This window comes from Rhodococcus sp. IEGM 27, assembly GCF_033142305.1.
GTDB lineage: Bacteria > Actinomycetota > Actinomycetes > Mycobacteriales > Mycobacteriaceae > Rhodococcus_F > Rhodococcus_F oxybenzonivorans.
On record NZ_JAWLSG010000014.1, the window covers coordinates 83,024 to 105,210 of the forward strand.

Annotated in this window: 20 protein-coding genes; 9 read left to right on the top strand and 11 right to left on the bottom strand. The window is 63.8% G+C overall.

Annotated elements, in window-relative coordinates; all coding sequences use genetic code 11:
- The first annotated feature begins 18 nt into the window (after positions 1-18).
- From R4P95_RS29965 to R4P95_RS29975, 3 genes are all read left to right on the top strand, one after another.
- The gene (locus R4P95_RS29965; protein ID WP_317747088.1) at positions 19-1,278 is read left to right on the top strand and encodes a hypothetical protein; all 1,260 of its coding nucleotides are present in this window, start codon (positions 19-21) and stop codon (positions 1,276-1,278) included.
- A gap of 2 nt (positions 1,279-1,280) precedes the next feature.
- Positions 1,281-2,276, top strand: a complete 996-nt coding sequence (locus R4P95_RS29970) for a methyltransferase (RefSeq protein ID WP_317747086.1) — start codon at positions 1,281-1,283, stop codon at positions 2,274-2,276.
- 662 nt (positions 2,277-2,938) lie between these two features.
- Positions 2,939-3,367, top strand: coding sequence for a WhiB family transcriptional regulator (locus R4P95_RS29975; RefSeq protein WP_317747085.1), 429 nt, complete (start codon positions 2,939-2,941; stop codon positions 3,365-3,367).
- Positions 3,368-3,534: 167 nt separating this feature from the next.
- Here the strand turns inward: R4P95_RS29975 and R4P95_RS29980 are convergent, their stop codons facing one another.
- The 4 genes from R4P95_RS29980 to R4P95_RS29995 form a co-directional block, all read right to left on the bottom strand.
- Complete coding sequence (locus R4P95_RS29980) at positions 3,535-4,515, bottom strand: nitronate monooxygenase family protein (RefSeq protein ID WP_317747084.1); 981 nt, start codon at positions 4,513-4,515, stop codon at positions 3,535-3,537.
- Between the two features lie 99 nt (positions 4,516-4,614).
- Positions 4,615-5,748, bottom strand: coding sequence for a CaiB/BaiF CoA-transferase family protein (locus R4P95_RS29985; protein WP_317747083.1), 1,134 nt, complete (start codon positions 5,746-5,748; stop codon positions 4,615-4,617).
- A gap of 72 nt (positions 5,749-5,820) precedes the next feature.
- Positions 5,821-7,047 carry an acyl-CoA dehydrogenase family protein gene (locus R4P95_RS29990; protein WP_317747082.1) on the bottom strand — a complete coding sequence of 409 codons (1,227 nt, stop codon included), beginning with the start codon at positions 7,045-7,047 and terminating at the stop codon, positions 5,821-5,823.
- 26 nt (positions 7,048-7,073) lie between these two features.
- Positions 7,074-8,159, bottom strand: a complete 1,086-nt coding sequence (locus R4P95_RS29995; protein WP_317747081.1) for a phosphotransferase family protein — start codon at positions 8,157-8,159, stop codon at positions 7,074-7,076.
- Positions 8,160-8,455: 296 nt separating this feature from the next.
- Between R4P95_RS29995 and R4P95_RS30000 the strand changes: the two genes are divergently transcribed.
- Positions 8,456-9,802 (top strand): MFS transporter, encoded by a 1,347-nt coding sequence (locus R4P95_RS30000; RefSeq protein WP_317747079.1) that lies wholly within the window; start codon positions 8,456-8,458, stop codon positions 9,800-9,802.
- A gap of 31 nt (positions 9,803-9,833) precedes the next feature.
- Positions 9,834-11,378, top strand: coding sequence for an acyl-CoA synthetase (locus R4P95_RS30005; protein ID WP_317747078.1), 1,545 nt, complete (start codon positions 9,834-9,836; stop codon positions 11,376-11,378).
- 17 nt (positions 11,379-11,395) lie between these two features.
- Here R4P95_RS30005 and R4P95_RS30010 read toward each other — a convergent pair whose 3' ends face one another.
- The 6 genes from R4P95_RS30010 to R4P95_RS30035 all read right to left on the bottom strand — a co-directional run bounded on the left by R4P95_RS30010 (position 11,396) and on the right by R4P95_RS30035 (position 17,946).
- The gene (locus R4P95_RS30010; RefSeq protein ID WP_317747077.1) at positions 11,396-12,010 is read right to left on the bottom strand and encodes a TetR/AcrR family transcriptional regulator; all 615 of its coding nucleotides are present in this window, start codon (positions 12,008-12,010) and stop codon (positions 11,396-11,398) included.
- Between the two features lie 318 nt (positions 12,011-12,328).
- Positions 12,329-12,790 carry a hypothetical protein gene (locus R4P95_RS33710; RefSeq protein ID WP_397517760.1) on the bottom strand — a complete coding sequence of 154 codons (462 nt, stop codon included), beginning with the start codon at positions 12,788-12,790 and terminating at the stop codon, positions 12,329-12,331.
- A gap of 360 nt (positions 12,791-13,150) precedes the next feature.
- Complete coding sequence (locus R4P95_RS30020) at positions 13,151-14,527, bottom strand: SAM-dependent methyltransferase (protein ID WP_249353872.1); 1,377 nt, start codon at positions 14,525-14,527, stop codon at positions 13,151-13,153.
- A gap of 601 nt (positions 14,528-15,128) precedes the next feature.
- Positions 15,129-15,278, bottom strand: a complete 150-nt coding sequence (locus tag R4P95_RS30025; protein ID WP_317747076.1) for a hypothetical protein — start codon at positions 15,276-15,278, stop codon at positions 15,129-15,131.
- 154 nt (positions 15,279-15,432) lie between these two features.
- A complete protein-coding gene (locus R4P95_RS30030) occupies positions 15,433-16,590 on the bottom strand; it encodes an SDR family NAD(P)-dependent oxidoreductase (RefSeq protein WP_317747075.1) in 1,158 nt (385 codons plus the stop codon).
- Between the two features lie 453 nt (positions 16,591-17,043).
- Positions 17,044-17,946 carry a M24 family metallopeptidase gene (locus R4P95_RS30035; RefSeq protein WP_213572770.1) on the bottom strand — a complete coding sequence of 301 codons (903 nt, stop codon included), beginning with the start codon at positions 17,944-17,946 and terminating at the stop codon, positions 17,044-17,046.
- A 95-nt stretch (positions 17,947-18,041) separates the two neighbouring features.
- Between R4P95_RS30035 and R4P95_RS30040 the strand changes: the two genes are divergently transcribed.
- The 4 genes from R4P95_RS30040 (at position 18,042) to R4P95_RS30055 (ending at position 21,803) form a co-directional block, all read left to right on the top strand.
- Positions 18,042-18,719: a TetR/AcrR family transcriptional regulator gene (locus R4P95_RS30040; protein ID WP_213572771.1), complete on the top strand. Its 678-nt coding sequence runs from the start codon at positions 18,042-18,044 to the stop codon at positions 18,717-18,719.
- Positions 18,720-19,278: 559 nt separating this feature from the next.
- Positions 19,279-19,602: a hypothetical protein gene (locus R4P95_RS30045; RefSeq protein ID WP_213572772.1), complete on the top strand. Its 324-nt coding sequence runs from the start codon at positions 19,279-19,281 to the stop codon at positions 19,600-19,602.
- 35 nt (positions 19,603-19,637) lie between these two features.
- Complete coding sequence (locus tag R4P95_RS30050) at positions 19,638-20,294, top strand: TetR/AcrR family transcriptional regulator (protein ID WP_213572773.1); 657 nt, start codon at positions 19,638-19,640, stop codon at positions 20,292-20,294.
- 363 nt (positions 20,295-20,657) lie between these two features.
- Positions 20,658-21,803, top strand: a complete 1,146-nt coding sequence (locus R4P95_RS30055; protein WP_317747074.1) for a lipase family protein — start codon at positions 20,658-20,660, stop codon at positions 21,801-21,803.
- Positions 21,804-21,824: 21 nt separating this feature from the next.
- Here the strand turns inward: R4P95_RS30055 and R4P95_RS30060 are convergent, their stop codons facing one another.
- Positions 21,825-22,184, bottom strand: coding sequence for a hypothetical protein (locus tag R4P95_RS30060; protein WP_317747073.1), 360 nt, complete (start codon positions 22,182-22,184; stop codon positions 21,825-21,827).
- Positions 22,185-22,187 lie beyond the last annotated feature (3 nt).

The following is a 22,187-nucleotide window of genomic DNA, read 5'->3' on the forward strand; positions in this document are numbered from 1 at the left end:
GGATGAAAGGCACATCCCTTGTTGATTTCCGAAACGTTGCTCGAAGCTGAAGCTGAACTCGTTCACAGCACCCCGATCGGTGTCGGCGGCACCTGCCTTCAGGCCGCTGACGCATCGCCCGATACCCGGTCCGGCCGCAAGGTACCGGAAGCGCTCCGGCAATGGGCCGCGGGACACACCGAGTTTCCGTTCACGGCCGTCGTCGACCACTATCAGGTGGTCGGACGAAACGGTGTGCGGCCACACGTCGCGGCCATGTTGCGCGATCTCCACGGCATATCCCGATCCGACCCGGTTCTCGGCGAATGGCTACCGATGACGTTCGACGACAACGATGCCTCCTATTCGTCGTATGTCGGACTCGACTACTTCGACCAGGTCGTCCGATCGGCCGACTGCGAGCGTGTCGACGCGTTCGTAACCGCGGCAGCCATCGACCTCGCACTGCTGGAGACAAGAGCGTTGGCAGCGGCGCCCCGACCTCCCCAATCGGTCAGGACGCGTGCGGCCGTCCGAGTCGTGTCACAACTCTCCCGTCTCGCACCCGATTTCAAGCTCGATCCCAGTGTGGCTGCGGAGGGCGCCGCAGCGCTTGCCGAGGCCGGTGCCACCTACGACTCGTTTGGTTCTGCTGCCACGCTGGCGCTGAGAAGTGTTCCCGAAGACATCGGAGCCGCAGTTCGGCTGACTTTGCTGCCGACGACTCGTCTGCACGACGAGCAGATGTTCATCCGATGCATCCAGATATTCGAGGGCCTGTACCGGCAGATTGCAACGGCGATATCGACGGCGATCACGGACCTCCTCGACGGAAATGCCGCTGATGCGAAGAATCGCCTCGATCGGGCGTCAGGTCGCCTCGAGGCGATACCTGCTCTCTTCCGTGTTCTGACGACGATGCCGGTCGACGCCTTCTCCATCATTCGCGGCTTCACCCATGGGCGGAGCGCTGTTCAGTCGCGCGCATTCCGCGACGTCGAGTTCGCGTGCGCGCCGCGTAGCCAACGCAGCACCGACCACGCCCCGAAGGTCCACGACGAGCAGCCGACTCTGGAAACCGTATTTCTGGCGATGCGGCATGCACTCCCTGATGCAGTGCCTCTCGAGGAATCGATGCGGCGTCTCGACCGCGCGTGGGGTGCGATGAAGCGTGGCCACTGGGGCATCACCTTGAAGGTCATCGGCACAGTACCGGGAACCGGTGGCACGGCAGGCGCGTCGTATTTGCAGAGTGCCGCAAAGGTGCCACTCTTTCCCGGACTCCCCCAGGCGGCATGAGCATGAGCGACATCAACAACCGGGTCAGAAAGCAGATTATGGGATACATCGTGTCCCAGGCAATTGCTGCCGTTTGCGAACTCGGAGTCCCCGACAAATTGTCGAATGGATCCCGCTCGCTGCCCGATCTTGCAACCAGTGTCGGCGCCGATGCCGATGCTCTCGGCCGATTCATGCGGGTACTCGTGGCAGAAGGACTGTTCACGGAAGAGACCGCGGGACGATTTGCGTTGACGGAGGCCGGCGGGCTCCTACGGGTCGACACTCCCGGTTCACTGCGTCACCTGGTCGGACTGATGTCAAAGGAGGCCTACACCGTGTGGGGACACTCGCTCCACTCTGTCCGAACCGGGAAAGAGTCGTTCACCGAGGCGTTCGGAAGGCCATACTTCGAGTGGTTGTCCGAGAACCCCTCGGCGGCTGATGAATTCGACAGGTGCCAAGCAGGACTGGTCGAGGTGCGCCTGTTGCCGTTGCTCAACCGCGACTGGACGGAAACAATGACCGTCGTCGATATCGGCGGCGGGGCCGGCACATTGATCGAACGCCTACTCCGGAGTCACGCACACCTGCGGGGCACAGTGTTCGATTTGCCGCACGTCGTCGCGGAATCGGCATCGACGTTCTGCTCGGCCGGAATTGGTGACCGAACGACTGTTGTCGGTGGCGACTTCTTCGAAGAGGTCCCGCAGAATGGTGATGTATATGTGTTGTCCCAGATTCTGCACGACTGGGACGACGAATCCGCTGGCAAGATTCTCCGCAATTGTCGGCGAGCGATCCCGAGAAACGGCCGCCTGCTGATCGTCGAGCAAGTCTTGCCCGAAGTGGCTACCGCCCACCCCATGGCCCTACTGGACCTCCACATGCTGGTTCTGCTGGGTGGTCGGGAACGGACGGCCACCGAATGGCGCCGATTGTTGAGTGGTCACGGTTTCACGCTGGAATCAATCACACCCGGCCCCCGCTCCTCCGTCATCGAAGCGGTGCCCGCGTGAGATCGATCCACATCATATGAACGGATAACGACACGCTTCAGCCATGGTGACGAGAGCGCTGGTGCCCACCCCGCGCGGCTGCGTCGCGGCGAGCTGGTACCGGCAACGGGCTCCGGACCTTGACCATTGGTAACACGCTGGACCACACCCGATCGTGTGCCCTTGTTCGGCGCCTCCGATGTGACGCCAGTTACTTTTGAGCGATTCCTCTGATTTGTCCACCAGAGTGTCGATAGCCTCGAAATCACACCGTTTCACTTGCTCGCGAGACGAAGAACGGTGTGTGGAGACCCCGGACATCCGGACGCCTCCCAGCCCACCCGATGTCGAGACCAGGCATCAGCGCAACACACTCCCACTTCGGTTGCGGATGAGGTGCCGCAGCGACTGCAGCAGTCGCTGGCTGACGAACTCCTCTTCAGCATCAAGAGTGAAATCCTGATGCGTTTGCGGCGTCGTGTCGCAAACGCCTTTGCGAGCGCTGTTGCGCGGACTCGGTCCAACTCCCTTCTCCCTAAGGAGGCCACACCAACCCATACCCGTATCGATTTTTGTGCACGCACCGTCGGCGATTGGCCCAACCCCGCCATTCGCACTAGTGCGTGCCCGCTCTTGCCAGCGAATCGTTTGACCGTTCGACTCCGAAAGCGACTTATCCCGCAGTGCCTGATCATCCGCACCACCTCATCAACCTTGCTTGGCAAGGCCGCGCCTCCTGCCGCGGTGCCGACACCGAGATCTTCTTCTCCCCTGACGGTGAACGCGGCTCGACCCGGGCCCAACGTGAGCGCGCCGCCAAACAGATCTGCCAGGACTGCCCCGTGCTCGCCGACTGCCGCGCCCACGCCTTCACCACCGCCGAGAGTTACGGCATCTGGGGTGGCATGTCCGAGAATGAGCGCGCCCGCCACACTCGACGTACCCGCCGAACGGCTCGTCACCGCGGCAGCACACTCGCTACGTCAGCACCACAACCGAGGGAACGCCACCGCGACCACTCTTCCGCGGTGAACCGGTCCGGCGGCCGCCCCGCTCCGCCGCCGGAACCTTCTCTCCATCAACACATGGACGGTGCCCGTCAGTTTCGTTGACATTCCGTCATAGCTCGTCCGGTGTCACGGCATCTCGCCGTGAATCCACCGCAACACCGCTGACCAGCCACAGCACCCGGCAAGATGTGGTGTGTGACACACGCGATCACTGGTCTGCGAGATCGGGGCAGCGCCGTAGTTACATTCCGGGTGCGGAAGTGCTTCTCTCACGCCTGCAGGAGCGCTCTCGCGTCGGCGTATTCGTGGGTCAGGCGTTCGACGATCTCGGCGACCGGGACCACCGCGTCGACGGCACCGACACCCTGTCCGGCGCCCCAGATATCGCGCCACGGCTTGGCTTTCGAGTTCGCCACGGTGTCCGCGGTCTCGCCGACACCGAAGTCCATGGCGGATGGGTCGGATTGGGCGAGGTTGTTCGGGTCCAGTCCGACGGCCTCGATGCTGCCGCGGAGGTAGTTTCCGTGCACGCCGGTGAAGAGGTTGGAGTAGATGATGTCCGAGGCGGTGGAGTCGACGATCATCTGCTTGTAGGCGGCGTCGGCGTTGGCCTCGTCGGTGGCGATGAAGGCGGACCCGATGTAGGCGAGATCGGCGCCGGCGGCCTGCGCGGCGAGTACCGAACGTCCGTGGGCGATCGAGCCGGACAGCAACACGGGGCCGTCGAACCATTCGCGGATTTCCTGCAGCAACGCGAACGGTGACTGGGTGCCTGCGTGTCCACCCGCACCCGCGGCGACGGCGATGAGACCGTCGGCACCCTTCTCGACGGCCTTCTTCGCGAACCTGTTGTTGATGACGTCGTGCAGAACGATGCCGCCGTAGGAATGGACGGCGTCGTTGACGTCGGTGCGGGCGCCGAGGGAGGTGATGACGATCGGGACCTCGAACTCGACGACGGTGGCCAGGTCCTCGTCGAGCCGGTCGTTGCTCTTGTGGACGATCAGGTTCACCGCGAAGGGGGCGGACGGCGACTCCGGGTTGTTGGCGTCGTGCTTGGCCAGCTCTTCGGTGATGCGGGTGAGCCATTCCCGCAAGACGGGCTGTGGCCGCGCGTTGAGGGACGGGAAGGAGCCGACCACACCCGAGGTGCACTGGGCGATCACCAGGTCGGGACCGGACACGATGAACATCGGCGACGCCACGACGGGCAGGCGCAACCGGTCTTGCAGGACGGAAGGAAGACTCATCACGAAATCCTTTGCGGGCGTGCAGCAGTGCTGCGTGATCATTGATTGCCCTGGTGGGCATGTGAAGTTCCGGTATGGCTGGGCGCACCGACACCTGGCTCAGATCTGCTCGACCTCTGCGAAACCTTGCCGGGCCGAGACCCCCAGCCAATCCTCGAGTACAGCGTCGGTGTCGGCCCCGACCGGTCGCGGGCTCCTCGGTGATGCGGACGGTGTTCGGGAGAAACGCGGCGCCGGCGCCGCCTGCCGCACCCCGTCTATCTCGATGAGCGTGCCTCGGTGTGCCACATGGTGACCAGCGGCCACCTCGTCGAGCGCGAGCACCGGTGTGACACATGCATCGGTGTCGGAGAACACTGCGGCCCACTGGTCCCGGTTTCGGGTGGCGATGACGGCGGCAAGGCGTTTCCGCAGGGTCGGCCACTGCTCGCGGTCGTTCTGGTCGGGTAGCTCGGCGGGATCGAGGCCGAGGCCATCCAGCAGCTGGGCATAGAACTGGGGCTCGATCGCGCCGACGGCGATCCACTTGCCGTCCGCGCAGCGATAGGTGTCGTAAAAGGGGGCACCGCCGTCGAGGAGGTTGGCTCCCCTTTCGTCGGTCCACGCCCCCGCACCGCGCATGGCCCACATCATCTGCATGAGCACGCTGGTTCCGTCGACCATCGCGGCGTCGACAACTTGCCCCGAACCAGATCGTTGCCGTTCGAACAGGGCGGAGAGGATACCGACGAGGAGGAACATCGACCCTCCCCCGAAGTCACCGACCAGATTCAACGGTGGTGTCGGCTTGCCCTCGGGGTCACCGATCGCATGCAGAGCTCCGGTCAAAGAGATGTAGTTGATGTCGTGCCCGGCCCGGGTACTGAGCGGACCGTCCTGCCCCCAGCCGGTCATGCGGGCGTAGATCAGGCCGGGGTTGACCTCGGCACAGTCCTGCGGCCCGAGGCCGAGCCGTTCTGTCGTTCCGGGCCGGAAGCCTTCGATCAGCACGTCGGCGACCGAGGCGAGAGCGAGAACGCGATCCCGACCTTCGTCGGTTTTCAGGTCGGCGCTGACCGAGCGGCGGTTGCGCAGCATGTGATCGGGTTTCCCATTGGTCACATCGAGTCCGCCCTGGGGGCGTTCGACTCGCACGACATCGGCTCCGAGATCGCCGAGGATCATTGCCGCGTGCGGCCCGGGGCCGATTCCGGCGAGTTCGAGGACCTCGAGACCGTGGAGTGGACCAGGCACTGGCTTGCTACCTCCCATGACGTGTGGGCGTCCAGCAGGGCGACCGCCCCGCGAGTGACGATCACGCGGTGACTAGCGGACTTCGTTCAAAACCGGGGTGGCGGCGAATTCTGCGCGGGCGAGCGAGCGGCGGTGCACCTGGTCGGGGCCGTCGGCTATCTGCAAGAACCGAGCCTGTGCGTACAGCACGGGCAGGATCGTGTCCTGCGACAGTCCGGCGCCGCCGAAGATCTGCATCGCGTCGTCGACGATCTGCTTGACCGTGAGCGGGACCATCACCTTGGCGGCGGCGATGTCGTGACGGGCCGCCTTGGTGCCCTCGACGTCCATCCGCCAGGCGGCCCGGAGCACCAGTAACCGGGCGGCATCGAGGTGGATCCGCGCGTCCGCGACGGTCGCCTGCACGACACCCTCGTCGGCGAGGGGCTTGCCGAAAGCCACCCGGGTGCGGGCGCGTTCGGTCATCAACGCGATCGCCCGCTCGGCCATGCCGATCAACCGCATGCAGTGATGGATGCGACCCGGACCGAGGCGAGCCTGCGCGACGGCGAAGCCCTTGCCGCGCGGGCCGAGAAGGTTGGCCTTGGGGACACGCACCTGATCGAAGACGATCTCCGCGTGCCCGCCCTCGTGGCGGTCGGTGAAGCCGAGAACCGTGGTGGACCGGGAGATGGTCACCCCCGGTGTCTCCATCGGCACGAGGACGATGCTGTGCCGCTGTCCGACGGGGGCGTCCGGGTCGGTGACGCCCATGACCATCGCGACCCGGCAGTCGTGCCGTAGCGCCGCAGTCGACCACCACTTGCGGCCGGTCAGCACCCAGTCGTCACCGTCCTCGGCGATCTCGAGCCGGACGTTGTTCGCGTCCGAACTCGCGACCTCGGGTTCGGTCATCGAAAAGCACGACCGGATGTCGCCGGCGAGAAGCGGTTCGAGCCACTGCTGCTTCTGTTCGTCGGTGCCGTAGAGGTGCAGCAGTTCCATGTTGCCGGTGTCCGGCGGGTTGCAGTTGAACACCTCGGGCGCGATCAGCGGGCTCCACCCGGTGAGCTCGGCCAGTGGTGCGTACTCGAGGTTCGTCAGGCCCGCACCCTCTCGCGCGGGCAGGAAGAGGTTCCACAGGCCTTCGCGTTTCGCGGCTGCCTTCAGGTCGGCCACGATCGGTGGTGCACCCCAGTGGTCGGGCTTGTCGGCGAGTTGCTGCTCGGCGATTGCCTCGGCCGGCAGTACCCGCTCCTGCATGAACGTGGTCAGCTTCGCCTGCAAATCTTGCACTTTCGGGCTGTACTCGAAATCCATTTTCTCGGTCTCTCTTGTCGATGCGGTCAGCGACGCAGTTCGGTCACTGTCGAGGTCGCAGCCAGGTCGAGGGCACGCTGCAGCAACGGCCCGACCATGTCGGCGATGTGGTCGAAGCCCTCCCCTACGGTGTCGCCCTGCGCGTGCCGGGCGCCGATGCCCTCGAGGATGACGGCGATCTTGAAGTCGGCGAACACGGTGTACCAGTCGACGTCCGGGAGTTCGATCCCCCGCCGGGTGGCGTACCGGTCGAGGAGTTCCGCGCGGGTGGGGAATCCGTCGAGGCGAGCCAGACCTTTGGTGATCGGGTTGTCCACCGAGCCGGGCTGGTCCCAGAAGCTGAGCATGATCCCGACGTCCGCGAGACTGTCACCGAGGGTGGCCATCTCCCAATCCAGCACCGCCACGATCCGTCCAGGATCGGCGGGCGCGGCAAGGACGTTGTCGAGTTTGACGTCACCGTGCACGATGCCCGGGAATCGGGTCACGGGGAGCGCGCGTCGCAGCTTGTCCAGCAGCACCGCCACCTCCGGGCGGTCCGCGGTGCGCGAGGCCTCCCACTGGCGCGCCCACCGATCGAGTTGACGTTCGAGATAGCCGTCCGGTCGGCCGAACGAGCTGAGTCCGACTGCGTCCGGGTCCACCTCGTGCAAGTCCGCGAGGGTGTCGGCCAGCGCGAATCCAAGTCGCCGCCGCTCGGCCGGTGCGAGAGCGGAGGCCTGTTCGACGGTGCCGACCGGTGTGCCGTCGACCAGTTCCATCAGGTAGAACGACGCGCCGAGCACCTCGGTGTCCTCGCACAGCAGCACCGCCTGCGGCACCGGCACGCCGGTACCCGACAGGGCCCGGATCACGGTGAACTCGCGCTTCATGTCGTGGGCACTGGGCAACACGTGCCCGTAGGGCGGACGCCGCAACACCCAGATTCGGGTCCCGTCGGTCACCCGATACGTCGGATTCGACCGACCACCGCTGATCAACGACGCCGTCAGCTGCCCACCCAGTCCTTCGTCGAGCGCGTCGGAGAGATAGGTCGTCAGCGCCGCCACATCGAGACCCGCGGCCCTCTCCCGATCGTCACTTACGGTCGCTTCGGCGGAGGACGTCGTCATTCGCGTGGCCCCTTCGTTGTTCCATTATCGCCGAACGATCGATCGGCTACCGTTTCCAGTGTTGCCTTAACGATCGCTAAATGTCAACGCCGAAGGAGCCGGCTCATAGGCCCGCCCCCCGGGTGCACGACCTCCCGCCATACCTGGTGAATGGGCCGTTACACCTGGTCTGCGTGCCGAATCCCAACATTCGCTCGAAAGGGTGTTGACGACGGTGCGCCGTGTCACATAGGTTCTCCGGCAGCAACCGAACGATCGCTAGGCGACATCTCGGATCTACCGTGAAAGAGGCATTCATGGCCACCTCCCCGACCTCCCCGGCGCAGCACGTCGCAACGGGCGCGTCCTCGACAGAGACCACGCCGTCCCAACAGAAAGCCGCCCGTAAGGCGGCGCTCGCCGCCGCCGTGTCGACCTCTCTCGAGTGGTACGACTTCTTCATCTATGCCACCGCCGCGGCGCTGGTGTTCAACAAGACGTTCTTCGCTACCGACAGCGAAGTCGTCGCCGCCCTCAATTCGTTCGCGACCGTCGCAGTCGGCTTCATCGCCCGTCCCATCGGCGGGATCGTCTCGGGCCACTTCGGTGACAAAGTCGGCCGCAAGCCCGTTCTGGTTACCGCAATTTTGCTGATGGGAATTGCGACCACCCTGATCGGCTTCGTCCCCAGCACGTCGATCGCCTGGCTCGCCCCCGCGATGCTCGTCCTGCTGCGCATCTGCCAGGGGTTGGCCGTCGGTGCGCAGTGGGGCGGTGCGGTTCTGCTGGCCACCGAATACGCACCGGCGAACAGGCGCGGCTTCTATGGAAGCTTCGCCCAACTCGGCATACCGATCGGCGTGGTGGCGGGCAACGCGATCTTCTTGATCGTGGCCTGGGCAGTCTCTCCGGACGCGTTCACGTCGTGGGGCTGGCGAGTGCCGTTCTGGATCAGCTTGTTCATGCTGTTCGTTGCCTTCGCGATTCACCGCTACCTCGAAGAAACGCCTGAATTCCAGCGGGTCGAGGCCAAGCTCGCGACCGCGCCCACGCAACGGCGCTCACCGATCCTGGAAGTTCTTCGGCACAACTCCGGCACGGTGCTGTTGGCGGGCGGCACCTACCTGGTCGGCATTGTGATGTTCTACATCACCATTACCGGTTCTGTGCAGGTCGCGACCACCACCCTCGGCATCGCCCGCTCCGACGTACTGGCGATCATCCTTGTTGCCGCCGGTGTGCTCGTGCCCATGGTGCCGTACACCGCGTACCTGTCGGACCGTTACGGCCGCAAGCTGATCTATGGAATCGGGATCGTCGGCATGGGCCTGTGGGCCGTCCCGATGTGGCAGCTCGTCGGAGCGTCGAGCGCTCAGAACATCTGGCCGCTGGCCGTGGCGCTGATCGTCTCCTGCCTGGTCATGTCGTTCCAGACCGGACCCCAAGCCGCCCTGTTCGCCGAGCTCTTCCCGCCGGAGATCCGCTACTCGGGTGCCTCGCTCGGATACCAGGCTGCGGCGATCTTCGGCGGCATGGCACCCATGGCTATGGTTGCTCTCATCAACGGCGAGGTGGCCAATCTCTGGCGGGTGGGCCTGCTGATCACCGCACTGTCGGCTCTCGCGCTCGGGTGCCTCGCCGTTCTCGCCACCCGGCGACGTTGACCTGTACAGCACACGATCGTTTGGAGACCTGATGTATCCCGGTGCGTACGTCGACACCACACCCACCAAGCCGGCCCTCATCATGGCTGGGTCCGGTCAGACCGTCACCTTCGCCGAGCTCGAAACCAACTCGATTCGCATCGCGCGACATCTGCGCGCGCTGGGGCTGCGGCGGGGGGACCATCTCGCCGTGCTTGCTCGCAACACGCCGCGAGTATTCGACATCTATTGGGCAGCAATGCGCTCCGGCCTCTACATCACGATGGTCAACTGGCATCTCACGGCCGCAGAGGCCGCCTACATCGTCACCGACTGCGGCGCGAAGGCTGTGCTCGTCGATGCGACACTCACGGAGATCGCCGGTGAACTCCGGGATTTGGCACCCGGCACCGAGCACCGACTGGCCTTCGGTGGTCCCCTCGCAGGCTATGCCGACCTGGACCGGGCGGCCGCCGCAGAGTCGGACGTACCGCTCGAGGACCAACCTCGTGGAGCGGACATGCTCTACTCGTCCGGCACCACCGGCCGGCCCAAGGGCATCAAACCGGCCCTGCCGGACCGTCAGGTCGACGAGCCCGGCGACACCATGACCACCATGAACGCCACGGTGTGGGACGTCACCGCCGAGACGGTCTACCTCTCGCCGGCGCCGCTCTATCACGCGGCGCCACTGCGCACATGTGCCGCCGTTCAAGCCCTCGGCGGCACCGTCGTTGTGATGGACCGTTTCGATGCCGAAAAGGCGCTGGAGTACATCCAGCGCTACCGGGTCACTTACAGCCAGTGGGTGCCGACGATGTTCGTGCGCATGCTCAAACTCCCCGAGAATGTGCGCGCCCGCTACGACGTGTCCAGCCTCCAGGTTGCCGTGCACGCCGCCGCACCCTGCCCGGTCGAGATCAAACGGCAGATGATCGAGTGGTGGGGGCCGATCCTGTCGGAGTACTACTCCTCCACCGAACTCAACGGCATGACCCTCGTCGACACCGAACAATGGCTGTCCAAACCCGGCACGGTGGGACGCGCCGCGCTCGGCATCGTCCGCATCTGTGGGGATCGGGGTGAGGAATTGCCGGCAGGGCAGACCGGGACGATCTACTTCGAACGCGACACCCTGCCGTTCGAGTACCACAACGCACCGGAGAAGACCCGCGGCGCGCAACATCCGGTTCACCCCACCTGGACCACCACCGGTGACGTCGGCTACCTCGACGAGGACGGCTACCTCTTCCTCACCGATCGTGACTCGTTCATGATCATCTCCGGCGGCGTCAACATTTACCCCCAGGAGATCGAGAACGCCCTCGTCGAGCACCCCAAAGTTCTCGACGCCTGCGTAATAGGGTTGCCCGACAACGAGATGGGCGAAATCGTCACCGCAGTCATCGACCCGGGAACCGAGGTCGACGGCGACGACGCCCTCGCCACCGAGTTACTCGACTACCTCAGCGAACGCATCGCCAAGTACAAGCTGCCCCGCCGAATCGAATTCGCCCACGACCTTCCCCGGACACCGACCGGAAAGCTCGTCAAACGCACGCTGAAGGAACGCTTCGCCAACACATCGGTGCGCTGACGAAACCGGATTTCGGCTCAACCCCGCGGGACGACCGGTCTCACCATCGCGAGGGCCAAGTCGGCGTAGCGATCGGCGAGTTCGTCGGGCTTCATAGGGCCGTCAGGGCGCCACCACGCACACACCGACTGGCCCATGTTGATGATTCCTCGGACGGCGTCCCGCGGGTATTTCGTCGCGAAATCACCCTCCTCCACACCACGCTCGATGACGTCGCGGAAGAGGTGTTCCTGTTCGTCCCGGAGGGCGACCACAAGTCGACGACCGACGTCATCGAGGCTGCGTAACTCGGTGGCGCCGACCATCGCATCCAACTGACGAGTGGTGTGGAACAAGATCCATGCCCGCATCAACGCTTGTAGCTGATCGACCGGGGAACCCCCCGAACGCAACAATGCACCCCGAGTCATCGCGAGGGCGTCGTGCAAGGCCCGCACCATGATTTCCTGCAGAATCTCCTGCTTCGACGCGAAGTGATGGTAGATCGACGCAACAGTGATATCGGCGCCGCGGGCAATGTCACGCATCGAGGTGCCGTGATAACCGCGCTCATTCATATTGGCCACCGCAGAGTCGAGAATCACCTGCCGCCCGGTACGCGCACTGGAATCAGTCACCTTCGCAGCACACATGATCGTCTCCATCCCCGCTCCACCCATCACACGACCACCCCAGAATAGCGCCACGACCACGAGCGCCCCCTAGCAGTCGTTCGGTAATTTGAAGAGGTAAAATCACTGTCTATAAGGGCGGAATGAGGTTCCAGCCGAGCTAACGATCGGCGTTTCATCGGGTTCGGAGGCAAGGCGTCATGGCGCTGATTTCAGCTCGGTACGACAACCGTGCGCACGAGACGGCGGCAGGGAGCGGACCGGCAAGTTCAGCAGGAAGTCGATCCAGTGGCACCAAGTTCGGTGTTGGAGGATGAAACACACCACGGGCGAGACGGTTCAGGACAACGTCCAACGTTCTGGCGAGGAAGCGGTGATTCGCGGTGATCCAGTCGCCCATTCGACGCCGATGACGGTTCGGTTGAAGGCCTGGGTGACGAACCCGGCACGCAGTGAGTGTCCGCCGAGCTGAGTCACGAGGGCGGGATCGAAACCGGCCTGGAGAGCTCGACGACGGACCCGGATACCGTCCGAGCCGATGGTGTCGGCGGCGTCGACAAGGTAGGCCGCGACCGTCGCCGGGTGCGCCGGCAACGAGGCGTGGCCGTGCGTGTGACACCACTGCTCGAACCGCCGCCACGCCGACGCGTAGGTGCGGCGGGTGCCCTCGGACCGGGACTCGGCCATCGCCCGCCCGATCCGCGCAGCCACCGCCTCCGACAGATCTGGAAACACCGCGGTGTCGCTGATAACAGCAGCCGCGGGCAGCTCGGCGGTGCGTAGTCCCTGGGCGATCGTCATGACCAGCAGGCTATCGACACCATCCGACACTTGTTCGACGCGCGAAGAACGCGCTGAGGTGCGATTTCCCGGAGACGGCGCGGGAAGCATTCTTGACGTTGATCGGCGACACGGCAAGGCTTCACCCTCAAGGAGTTCGAGGTTCAAGACCCTCATCGAGGACTGGGCCAAGCACTCATCGAGGCCGTGGTGAAAGCGATGTTCGCGACTCTGGGCACTCCGCCCGAGGAGTAAATCGAGTGGGGCACGTTGAGCGGCTCCGGGAAGAACCCCACCGACCCTTCCCTATCAGAGTCATACATACCCCTGGGGACAACTACGCTGTCAGCTGCATCCGGTCAACGGCGCGGCGAACCCGGCTTACTGTGCGCCGGGATCGAGAGTGAGGTGTCCAGAAGGCACGCCTCGACCTGGAACTTCGAGACCCGGCGGGGACGGTATCGGGGCGGATGGCTGCAAAAGTTCGGCACGAGTACCGGGCATGCCGCTCTGCCCCCGTTCGGCGCATTTGACTGCCAAAACCTGGTTGACCCCGAGCCGGTTCGCCGCAAAAGCCAACGCCGCGCCGGCCATGTACAGCCGCCACACTCGTGCCCGCCCGGCGCTGCTATAGGCCACTGCCTCGTCCCAGTTCGCATCCAGGTTCCCCACCCAGGCCCGCAGGGTCAGCGCGTAGTGCTCGCGCAGCGCCTCGACGTCACGCACCTCGAAACCGGCCCCTTCGAGCGCCTCGATCATCGTCGCGATCGGTTCGATTTCTCCGTCGGGGAACACATAGCGATCGATGAACGACGTCTTCGAAAATTTGGCAGCAGGTTTGCGTGGTCGCCGCGAGATCGCATGGTTGAGCAACCGCCCCCGAGGGCGTAGCAGCGCGAACAGGTCCGCGGCGTAGGTCGCGAGCATCGCGGCGCCGACATGCTCGGCCATGCCGATGCTCGAGATCGCATCGTAGGGGCCGTCTGTGACGTCGCGGTAGTCCTGAACTCGAATCTCCACCAACTCTCCCACGCCCTCGTCGACCATCCGTTTGCGGGCATAGTCCGCCTGCTCCTGGGACAGAGTGACACCGACGACGTGCACGCCGTAGTGACGTGCCGCGTGCAGTGCAAAGGTCCCCCACCCACAGCCGACGTCGAGTACCCGCATCCCCGCGGTCAGGCCGAGCTTGCGCGCCACCAGATCGCATTTGGCGTACTGGGCCGCACCCAAATCCTCACTCTGCTGCGCCCAGTACGCACACGAGTAGGTCATCGACTCACCGAGCACGAGTCGATAGAAGTCGTTGCCGACGTCGTAGTGATGACTGATCGCGGCAGCGTCACGACCCTTGTCGTGCCGGCGCCCGCCGCGCGCCAGTTTCATCTCCTCCGCCGGCGGCTTCGGTGGCAGCCCGATGATCCCCAGGCGCAGCGCCGCTGTCACCAGTGCCTTCTTCGTTTGCCTGTCGATCCGCACACCCGGTCCCCGACTCGGATCCGACACCTGCTCCAACACGTCCAGTCCGGCGAGAAGGTCTCCCTCGACGTCGATGTCGCCGGACACGTAGGCCCGAGCGAAACCGAGGTCGTTCGGCGCCCACAGCAACCGCCGCAAACCACGCCGATTGACGATGTGCACCTGCCACGGCGCGTCCGAAGGCCCACTGCGACTACCGTCCCAACACCTGATCCCTACCGGGACCTGCGCCCCCAGCACCGCGCGAACCAGCGGCGCCACCGTGTCAGCGACCGTCATACACACCTCCAACGAAAGTTTGGGCCCGACCACCGCGGCTGCTCAGTTCACGTCGCTCGCCGTGACGCGCAAGCCCTGTCAACCACACCAACTTCCCGCAAACGCACCTCGTCGACGATATCGGTGGAACCCCCATCACCGCAGATCATCACACCAAATCCGCCGTCCGCGCGGCCACCTCAGAATGGACCGAATTCTCACCGATCGTGTGAGCGGGTAATGCGTGTTCAGGCGTGCCCGGCATTCCGGAGTATCGGTCGTGCTCAGACCGCGTTCGGTTCAGCAGTGAGCCGGAGCGGCCGCCGGTACCGAAAATGGTTCACTGTGCTGCGTCGAAAGCTCTACCCTGATCTGGGGTCCGCAGTCATCTGCGCCAGATGGGGGACCCCCACGACGATCGCCGAGCTGATCGCCCCGCGAGCAGGTCCCGCAGATAACCGCCGCTCTTCCAGGGGAGCGCAGCGCCGCTCAATTCGGAGGACACCGCAGGTGGCCTGGAAACCGCCGGAGGCGGATACATCGACACGCACCCAGGCTTCCACGCACTGACCCACAGCAGCGGTCGGTCAGTTCCTGTGGGTGCGGAAGGGTGCCCGGCGGGTCAGTCCGGTTGCGTGCGGCGCCGCGCCTGGCGTCGGGCGTGGCGGGCCATCAGATGGGCTCTGTTCTTCTCGCCGCGGAAGATCTCGCGATTCACCGCGTGTTCGATCATTCCGGGAGCCTCGAGCACCCGCTGCGCCGCCAGACGCATCAACTCCGCGCGTCAGACCCGACCCGTGCAGCAAGCGCCCTCGAGCGCGCTGACCCTGGTATCGGAGGTCGCCTAACTCAAGGATTTGACTATTCCTCCAGCCGGAGAACACGCGAGCGCTATAGGCGAGGGGTGGATTCGAGGTCCGTCGAGGTCACTGGATCGAGCCTTTCTGAGTGTCAGAGTTTCCCGATTGCCGGCGCACCGAAGACTGCAGCCACCGCCAGAGCGCTGCGCGGTTCGTACGCTGCGAGCCACAGGCCGCCGTGCGCGACTTGGTCCGTGAACAGCAATTCGGATGTTCGTGGCGGTGGGGTGGCTGTATCGAGACACCGGCCTGCGGTGTGACGCCGGGCGCTACACCCTTCCCGCCGATGACGATGCCCAGGCGTGGCCGTGGCGGCGCGGTGCCGCCGGTTTGTAGTGCGACTCGTCCGACTGCACTTAATACCCGCCGATCATGGATTACCCGAGGGGACGGCCGTCCGGGGCCGACGTAGACAGCACCAATGCGCCTGGCGACCAGCCAGCGACTCAATCCCGGCAAAGCCAGCCCGACTCGGACCAGCACCCTCGTCCGAATTCCTGGAATGATTCGGTAGATACCGGCATCGATCCCGTCGAGTATCTCCGCCACGACAAGCTCCGTCGTCACCCGAGGAATGGTCTGGGTAGCCGCACGATTTTCGGGTGTCCGAGCTATCTCCAGTGACTCAACCATCGGGGTCATGAATTCGCTCGGACACACGAGATGCACCCTGACTCCCTGTGGCTCGAGCTCATACTTGAGGACCTCGGTAAGCCCCACCAGCGCGTGCTTGGATGCGCAATAAGCCGAGAAACCGAAGGAACCGAGCAGGCCAGCGACTGACGCCACATTGATCAACGTGCCATGGCTGGCTTTCAGGTAGGGCAGAGTCGCCTGAATCACGTTCAGGCACCCGAAATAGTTTGTCTCCATGAACCTGTGGTGCTCCGACAGAGGCACATCCTCGATGTAGGCTTCTCCGCTGATACCCGCGTTGTTGATTACGACATCCAGCCCACCGAGTTCGGTCAGGAGTGGCTCGAGCGCAGCCTGCAATGCTTCGTTGTCCACCACGTCCACCGAGACGGATTGCGCGGTCCCACTACCGCCCAGATCTTGGATGCTCGTGAGCGCTTGCTCCAGCTTGTCCGCAGAACGCCCCAGCAGGATGACGTGGGCGCCTTGGCGCACGAATTGGTGCGTCAGTGCGAGTCCAAGTCCCGACGCCGCCCCTGTGATCAGTATGTTCTTATCCAGGTAGTCAGCAAACTTCGCGCGTGCCATCTATCCGCCCTTTCTAACGAGTTGTTCCAGCCCTTGTGATTGGGTTCTCGGACTCTGCCGATGGTGTGGAGCTCGGGGTCTCGGCGACCTCCTGTACGGGTGCCGCCAGCGTCAGTCGCGAGTGCCCGACGAGATTCGGTGTGTCGCGGCGCCAGCCTCAACCAAGCTGAGGTGATACCTGGTGATCAGGTGCCTGGTCGGACGTCGGCCACCGTGCCTGCACAGACGCACGGCACGTCGGGCTGAGCTAAGCTCACCGTGGAGGCCGCACAATTCGAATAAGCCGACACTCCAAGTGATCTCGGCCAGGCAGGTTGCTGGCAATGGCGGATGGTGGGCCGTGACTGTCGTGCCCCGTGCGTTTGTAGCCTCGGTGGTAAGCGTGCGCCGTCGCGACGGCGGGGCTGGTGAATCTGTTCGATCCGGCGGAAGCTCACCTTCCTGTCCAGCTGTTCAGTTCCCAGCCGTTATGACGATGCGCTTCTGAGAGGTGTCGTCGAGCCAATATGCGTACCCATCCTCGACGACTAGCAGCTCCTCAAATTTGACGCCGTACTTCGTGCCGACGCGCAGGTGAGGTTCGATCGCCCAAACACCGGTCTTGGGCCCTGTGTGGAACGGGCCCAGAAGCTCAGGCATGAGGGCACGACGTATCGACTTCAGGAGGAAGCCGGGCGAATGCCAGCTCGCCTTGTAGCCGAACGGCACCGTCGGCAGGTAGTGGCGGAAGTTGGCCGAGGCAGGCCGGTGACGATAGACGCGGTGACCCAGGATGTGACCGTGGTATCCGTTGACTGCATTCTGGTAGCCGGCCCCTTCCATTTCGCCTGTCACCCACTCGAATATCGTGGCCGCAGTCTCCGGGAGGGTGAACTGTCCCGGGATGCGATTGCGCAGATCGGACAGGAAGTCCATCGCTTCGGTGAGCTCAGGGACATCGCCCACTTGGATTGTGTACGCCACATCACCGGCATAACCGTTGACGATGGGTGCGCAGTCGATGATGGCGACGTCGTTGTCCTCGAGCGTCAAGCCGGCGCCTTTGGCGGGAAACCACTCGGCATCGGGCGCGAGGGAGCGCGGGCCGAAACCAACGATCGGTTTGTGCAAGCTGGTCCTCACCCCATGGTCGTGGAGGTAGCTCGTCATCCAGTCCTGGGTCTGGCCTTCGGTCCAGCCGGGTCGCATCTCGGCTGCCACGGCCTGGGCACAGGAGAAAGAGAGCTTCTGAGCCAGGCGAAAGCCTTCAACCTCCTCGGGGGTAGGAAGATCGGCGGACTTGGTACGAATCCGCGAAAGGACTCGCTCGATCGGATTGGCGTCGGCCGCGGTTGGTGGATCGGTGTAGGTTGGCATGACATCTCCATTTTCCGTGTGACCACCGGTCATGTGACCAGTGGTCATAAGCTAGACCAGCTCTTATACGTCGTCAAACGCAAGAAGGAGGACGGGTGCCGACATCGACCTGGGCGCGGCTACCGGAGGCGCGGCGCAGCGCCGTGCTAAGTGCAGCGCAGGATGAGTTCTGCGCCCACGGCTACAGCGGAGCCAGCCTGAACACGATCTGCCGTAACGCGGGCGTGTCAAAGGGCAGTTTATTCCAGTACTTCGATGACAAGGCCGACCTGTATGCCCATCTGACCGAGTTGTCCGGTGAGCGGGTGCGGGCAGCGATGAACGAATACGCGGTTACGCTTCCCTGGGACGTGGACTTCTTCGGTGCACTGGAGAGCATGGTCGAGCGGTGGGTACGCTACTTTTTTGACCATCCTGTCGAGCGTGCTTTGACCGCAGCCTCGACGCTCGAACCCGATGCGCGCGGCCGCTCGGCGGTCCGAGCCGCTATCGATCCGCATTACCTCGCCATGCTCGAGCCAATCATCGATGCGGGTGTGCGGAGCGGTCAGATTCGCGCAGACGCCGATCGTGCAGCTCTTCTGGCGACCTTGTTGGTACTTCTCCCTCAGATCGCATTGGCACCTCACGTGCAAGGTCTCGACCCGGTACTCGGCCTGCACGGAACCGACGCAGGCACGGCAGTCGAGGGGGCACAACGGATAGTCCGACTAGTGACAACTGCGGTTCGACCGCAGACCGCGGAGGCCGCCGCGCTGAACCTGACCACCTGAACCTCGGACACGTCCCATAACTGGCGTTGCAGTATTAGGCACCCGGTGGGGCCGGAAGTTGCGCGCGGCGCAGAGGCAGCACTCGACAGAGTGAGATGCTTGTGCCTGACAGTTGTCGAACCCGGCGGGAGACTGCCATCGAGCTGCCTCTCGAAGGGAATCGACAGACATGCGCGCTTTCAACTTACCAGTCACACTGATCGCCGAATCGGATATCTTTGGCTGATAACCTATTTCGCTACGCAGCCGAGTCGCCGAACTTCGTCGCGTTCAGGAAACGCGGTGAGGACGCACAGTGGACCGATGTCACTGCGGCAGAATTCGCGGAGCACGTCACAGCTGCGCTGCCGGGTTGATCGCCTCGGGTATCACGCTGGGGGATCGCGTGGCGATCATGGCGTCGACGCGTTACGAAAATCAAGACCGCGCTCGGAGGGCAGTGCACCCACGTCGTCTCAGGCGGCGTGCCTCTCGGGACACGACTCGGGCACTACTTCAACGGCATCGGCCGGCCCCACTCGAAAATGCCCTCCGTGCCCATCCTTTGATCAATCAGGCGATGGTGCTCGGCGACGCACGCCCCTTCGTCAGTGCGCTGATCACGCTCGATTCCACGGCGCTTCGGGCGTGGCGGGAGCGGCGAGGCCTGCCCCAGGAAGTATCCGTCTCCGACCTGCAACTCGTTCACGGCCTGCACGCCGAAATCGACGGCGCGGTATCGAAAACCAACAAAATGGTCTTGAAGGCGGAACAGATCAAACAGTTCCGCATCCTCGACACCGAATGGACTCAGAGTGCCGGAGAACTGACGCCGAAGCTGTCGATCAAACGTGACGTCGTCCTCGCACATTACGCTTCCGACGTGGAGGCGATCTACGCCTGAGGTCTCTGCGTCGCCCACCGAGGGAGGGGACTATCATGTACGACGTGCAGGAGGTCAGCGACGAGACTCGAAACTACGGTGGTCGACCCGTATCGGCTCGGCGTGCCGAACGAAGACTGCAGTTCATTTGGGCTGCGCTGGACGTCTTCTCGCACAAGGGTTACGCATCAAGTTCGGTCGCAGATATCTGTGCCGCCGCGAGTCTTGCAAGACAACAGTTCTACGACGAGTTCGACAGCCGTGAAGATCTGCTGATCGCACTGTACGACCAGATTCAGAGCGACGCGCGGGACGCGATGTTGACCGCGATCGCCGCCGAAAACCCCGCGACACTTGCCGATCGCGCGGAAGCGGCGATGACGGCGTTCGTCGAGTCGATCGGCCTTGATCCTCGGCGAGCCCAGATCTTGTTCGTAGACATCGTCGGGGTCAGTCCCCGAGTGGAAGCACACCGAGTAGCGCGTCGCACAGAATGGGTCGCGTTCTTCAAAACGACAGTTCAAAATGCCGTGGGTGAGGATTTTGTTCCCCCCGGCGGATACGACATGGCGTCGACGGCGTTCATCGGCGCACTCATGGCTCTCGTGCACCAGTGGAGCACTGCCCCCACCCGTCCGCCCGTCGACGGTCTCGTCAAAGTCATGTCCACGATTCTGAGCGCTCTGATCGGCACCGACGCCTCGACCAGCTGATCCGAAATCCGATCCTCTCTCTTCTCGTCGAGACCATTCGGCATCCCGGCACTTCTCCGCAGGCCAGGAATCTTCCTCGGCAGCAGCTCGCCTGCAAGCACGCTCATGAACGCCAACTGTGGCGAACACCGATGCGCAACCCCCATTGCGAGTCCCATCACAAGTACGCTACTTTGAAGGAAAGTTAGACACCAATGTCTGACACGGAAGATCTGAGAAGAAATGCATAAGGCTGCGCTCCTCCGTCTCGCGGCAGTGGGCTTACTCGCTGTCGGAGCCGTTTCCATGACTCCCGCTCTCGCCCACGCGGAATCGCAAGATTTTTATCAACCACCCACGATATTGCCGGCAGGGGAGGGCACGATGATCAAGTCCGAGCCCACCCCCCTGTTCGGCCAGATACCCGGCATCCCTGACACGTGGCCGGGTAACAGCGAGAAGATCATGTACACCTCCACTCTCGTGGACGGAACTCCCGTGGCCACCACGGGCGCAGCTATCACGCCCGCGTTTCCCTGGCGAGGCCCCGGCGAACGGCCTACCGTCGTCGTTGCTCCGGGTACGTTCGGCCAGGGCGATCAATGCGCCGGTTCGAAGAACCTTGCGTGGGCCTTCAATATTCAGATCAGCCCTCAGCTGAGCCTGCCCGTCAACTACAACGTCACAGATGCGGACCTGCTGCTCACCGCAGGGTTTCGCGTAGTCATGCCCGACTACATCGGACTCGGCACTCCCGGGATTCACACCTACGTCAACAGAGTCGAGCAGGGCAACGCCGTCGTCGATGCCGCGCGGGCCTCGAATCAACTGTGGAATCTGCCTGACTCCACGCCGATCGCGTTCTGGGGTTACTCCCAAGGCGGCGGGGCGAGCGCATCCGCTGCAGAAATCGTCGGTGAACGGGCACCGGAGCTGAATATGCTCGGAACCTATGCGGGGGCCGCCGATCCCGACCTGCGCGAAGTTCTCCGCAAGGCAGATGGGTCACTGCTCACCGGAGCGATCGGATACACCCTCAACAGCCTGATGGAGAGGTACCCCGAGCTAGGGCCGATCTTCGACAAGCGGCTCAACGACAAGGGAAAGCAATGGCTTAAGACCAGCGCGACGCAATGCGTGCCGGATACCGGGCTGACATCGTTGGGTACTCGTAGTACCGACTACAGCGTCGATGGAAAATCCTTCTCGCAGATCCTGTCCGAAGAGCCGGAACTCGCGGCGGTAGTCGACGATCAACAGATCGGTCGCACGGCCCCCTCTGCCCCGGTATACCTGCACACGTCCACCAACGACGACATCGTTCCCGCTGATTCCATTGCAGCACTGAGAGACAGATGGTGCGCATTGGGGGCGGAAGTCGAATACACACAAGACGACATCACACCGCCGCTGCTACCGGGATCAACTCTTAGTCACGATTTCGGAGCGGCGACCGGGATGCCGCTTGCGGCAAAATTCCTGTGGGACCGAATCAACAAGGCACCCGTCAACTCCGCGTGCGGTGCTTGACCGACTGACCTCGAACGCCGGCTACACGATAATCGACCGCGTCAGCCACTCGGGCAGTGAGAGCGACGTGGCACCGCGCTCCTCCGAACCGTGCAGACGAGACCGCGGCAGCGAATCCATGAGTTCGAACGCAGTATGCAAGCACACTTTCAGCCGACAGGCACCCGTTGCCGTCGCCGTGCAAACCGTTCGGACGGACGAACCCTCGACGACATCGGCGACGACATCACTCCTTGGATGATGGCCTTCCACCAGTATTGATTTCGCCCCAGTAATCGGCGAGCCGGCGACGAACTCTGTGCGGCCACGCCCGCGCCCCAGGTTCTCGGCCACCAGCTTCCGGAACTGCCTTTCTGCTGCCTCGCGGATCGGATCACCCACGCC

Coding starts and splice junctions, on each gene's coding strand:
- R4P95_RS30025 (WP_317747076.1), bottom strand. CDS start 15,278: ATGCGTCTGGCGGCGCAGCGGGTGCTCGAGGCTCCCGGAATGATCGAA.
- R4P95_RS33710 (WP_397517760.1), bottom strand. CDS start 12,790: ATGACGATCGCCCAGGGACTACGCACCGCCGAGCTGCCCGCGGCTGCT.
- R4P95_RS29980 (WP_317747084.1), bottom strand. CDS start 4,515: ATGAGTCTTCCTTCCGTCCTGCAAGACCGGTTGCGCCTGCCCGTCGTG.
- R4P95_RS29995 (WP_317747081.1), bottom strand. CDS start 8,159: ATGACGACGTCCTCCGCCGAAGCGACCGTAAGTGACGATCGGGAGAGG.
- R4P95_RS30050 (WP_213572773.1), top strand. CDS start 19,638: ATGTACGACGTGCAGGAGGTCAGCGACGAGACTCGAAACTACGGTGGT.
- R4P95_RS30020 (WP_249353872.1), bottom strand. CDS start 14,527: ATGACGGTCGCTGACACGGTGGCGCCGCTGGTTCGCGCGGTGCTGGGG.
- R4P95_RS30045 (WP_213572772.1), top strand. CDS start 19,279: ATGGTGCTCGGCGACGCACGCCCCTTCGTCAGTGCGCTGATCACGCTC.
- R4P95_RS29990 (WP_317747082.1), bottom strand. CDS start 7,047: ATGGATTTCGAGTACAGCCCGAAAGTGCAAGATTTGCAGGCGAAGCTG.
- R4P95_RS29970 (WP_317747086.1), top strand. CDS start 1,281: ATGAGCGACATCAACAACCGGGTCAGAAAGCAGATTATGGGATACATC.
- R4P95_RS30000 (WP_317747079.1), top strand. CDS start 8,456: ATGGCCACCTCCCCGACCTCCCCGGCGCAGCACGTCGCAACGGGCGCG.
- R4P95_RS30010 (WP_317747077.1), bottom strand. CDS start 12,010: ATGTGTGCTGCGAAGGTGACTGATTCCAGTGCGCGTACCGGGCGGCAG.
- R4P95_RS30035 (WP_213572770.1), bottom strand. CDS start 17,946: ATGCCAACCTACACCGATCCACCAACCGCGGCCGACGCCAATCCGATC.
- R4P95_RS30055 (WP_317747074.1), top strand. CDS start 20,658: ATGATCAAGTCCGAGCCCACCCCCCTGTTCGGCCAGATACCCGGCATC.
- R4P95_RS30005 (WP_317747078.1), top strand. CDS start 9,834: ATGTATCCCGGTGCGTACGTCGACACCACACCCACCAAGCCGGCCCTC.
- R4P95_RS30030 (WP_317747075.1), bottom strand. CDS start 16,590: ATGGCACGCGCGAAGTTTGCTGACTACCTGGATAAGAACATACTGATC.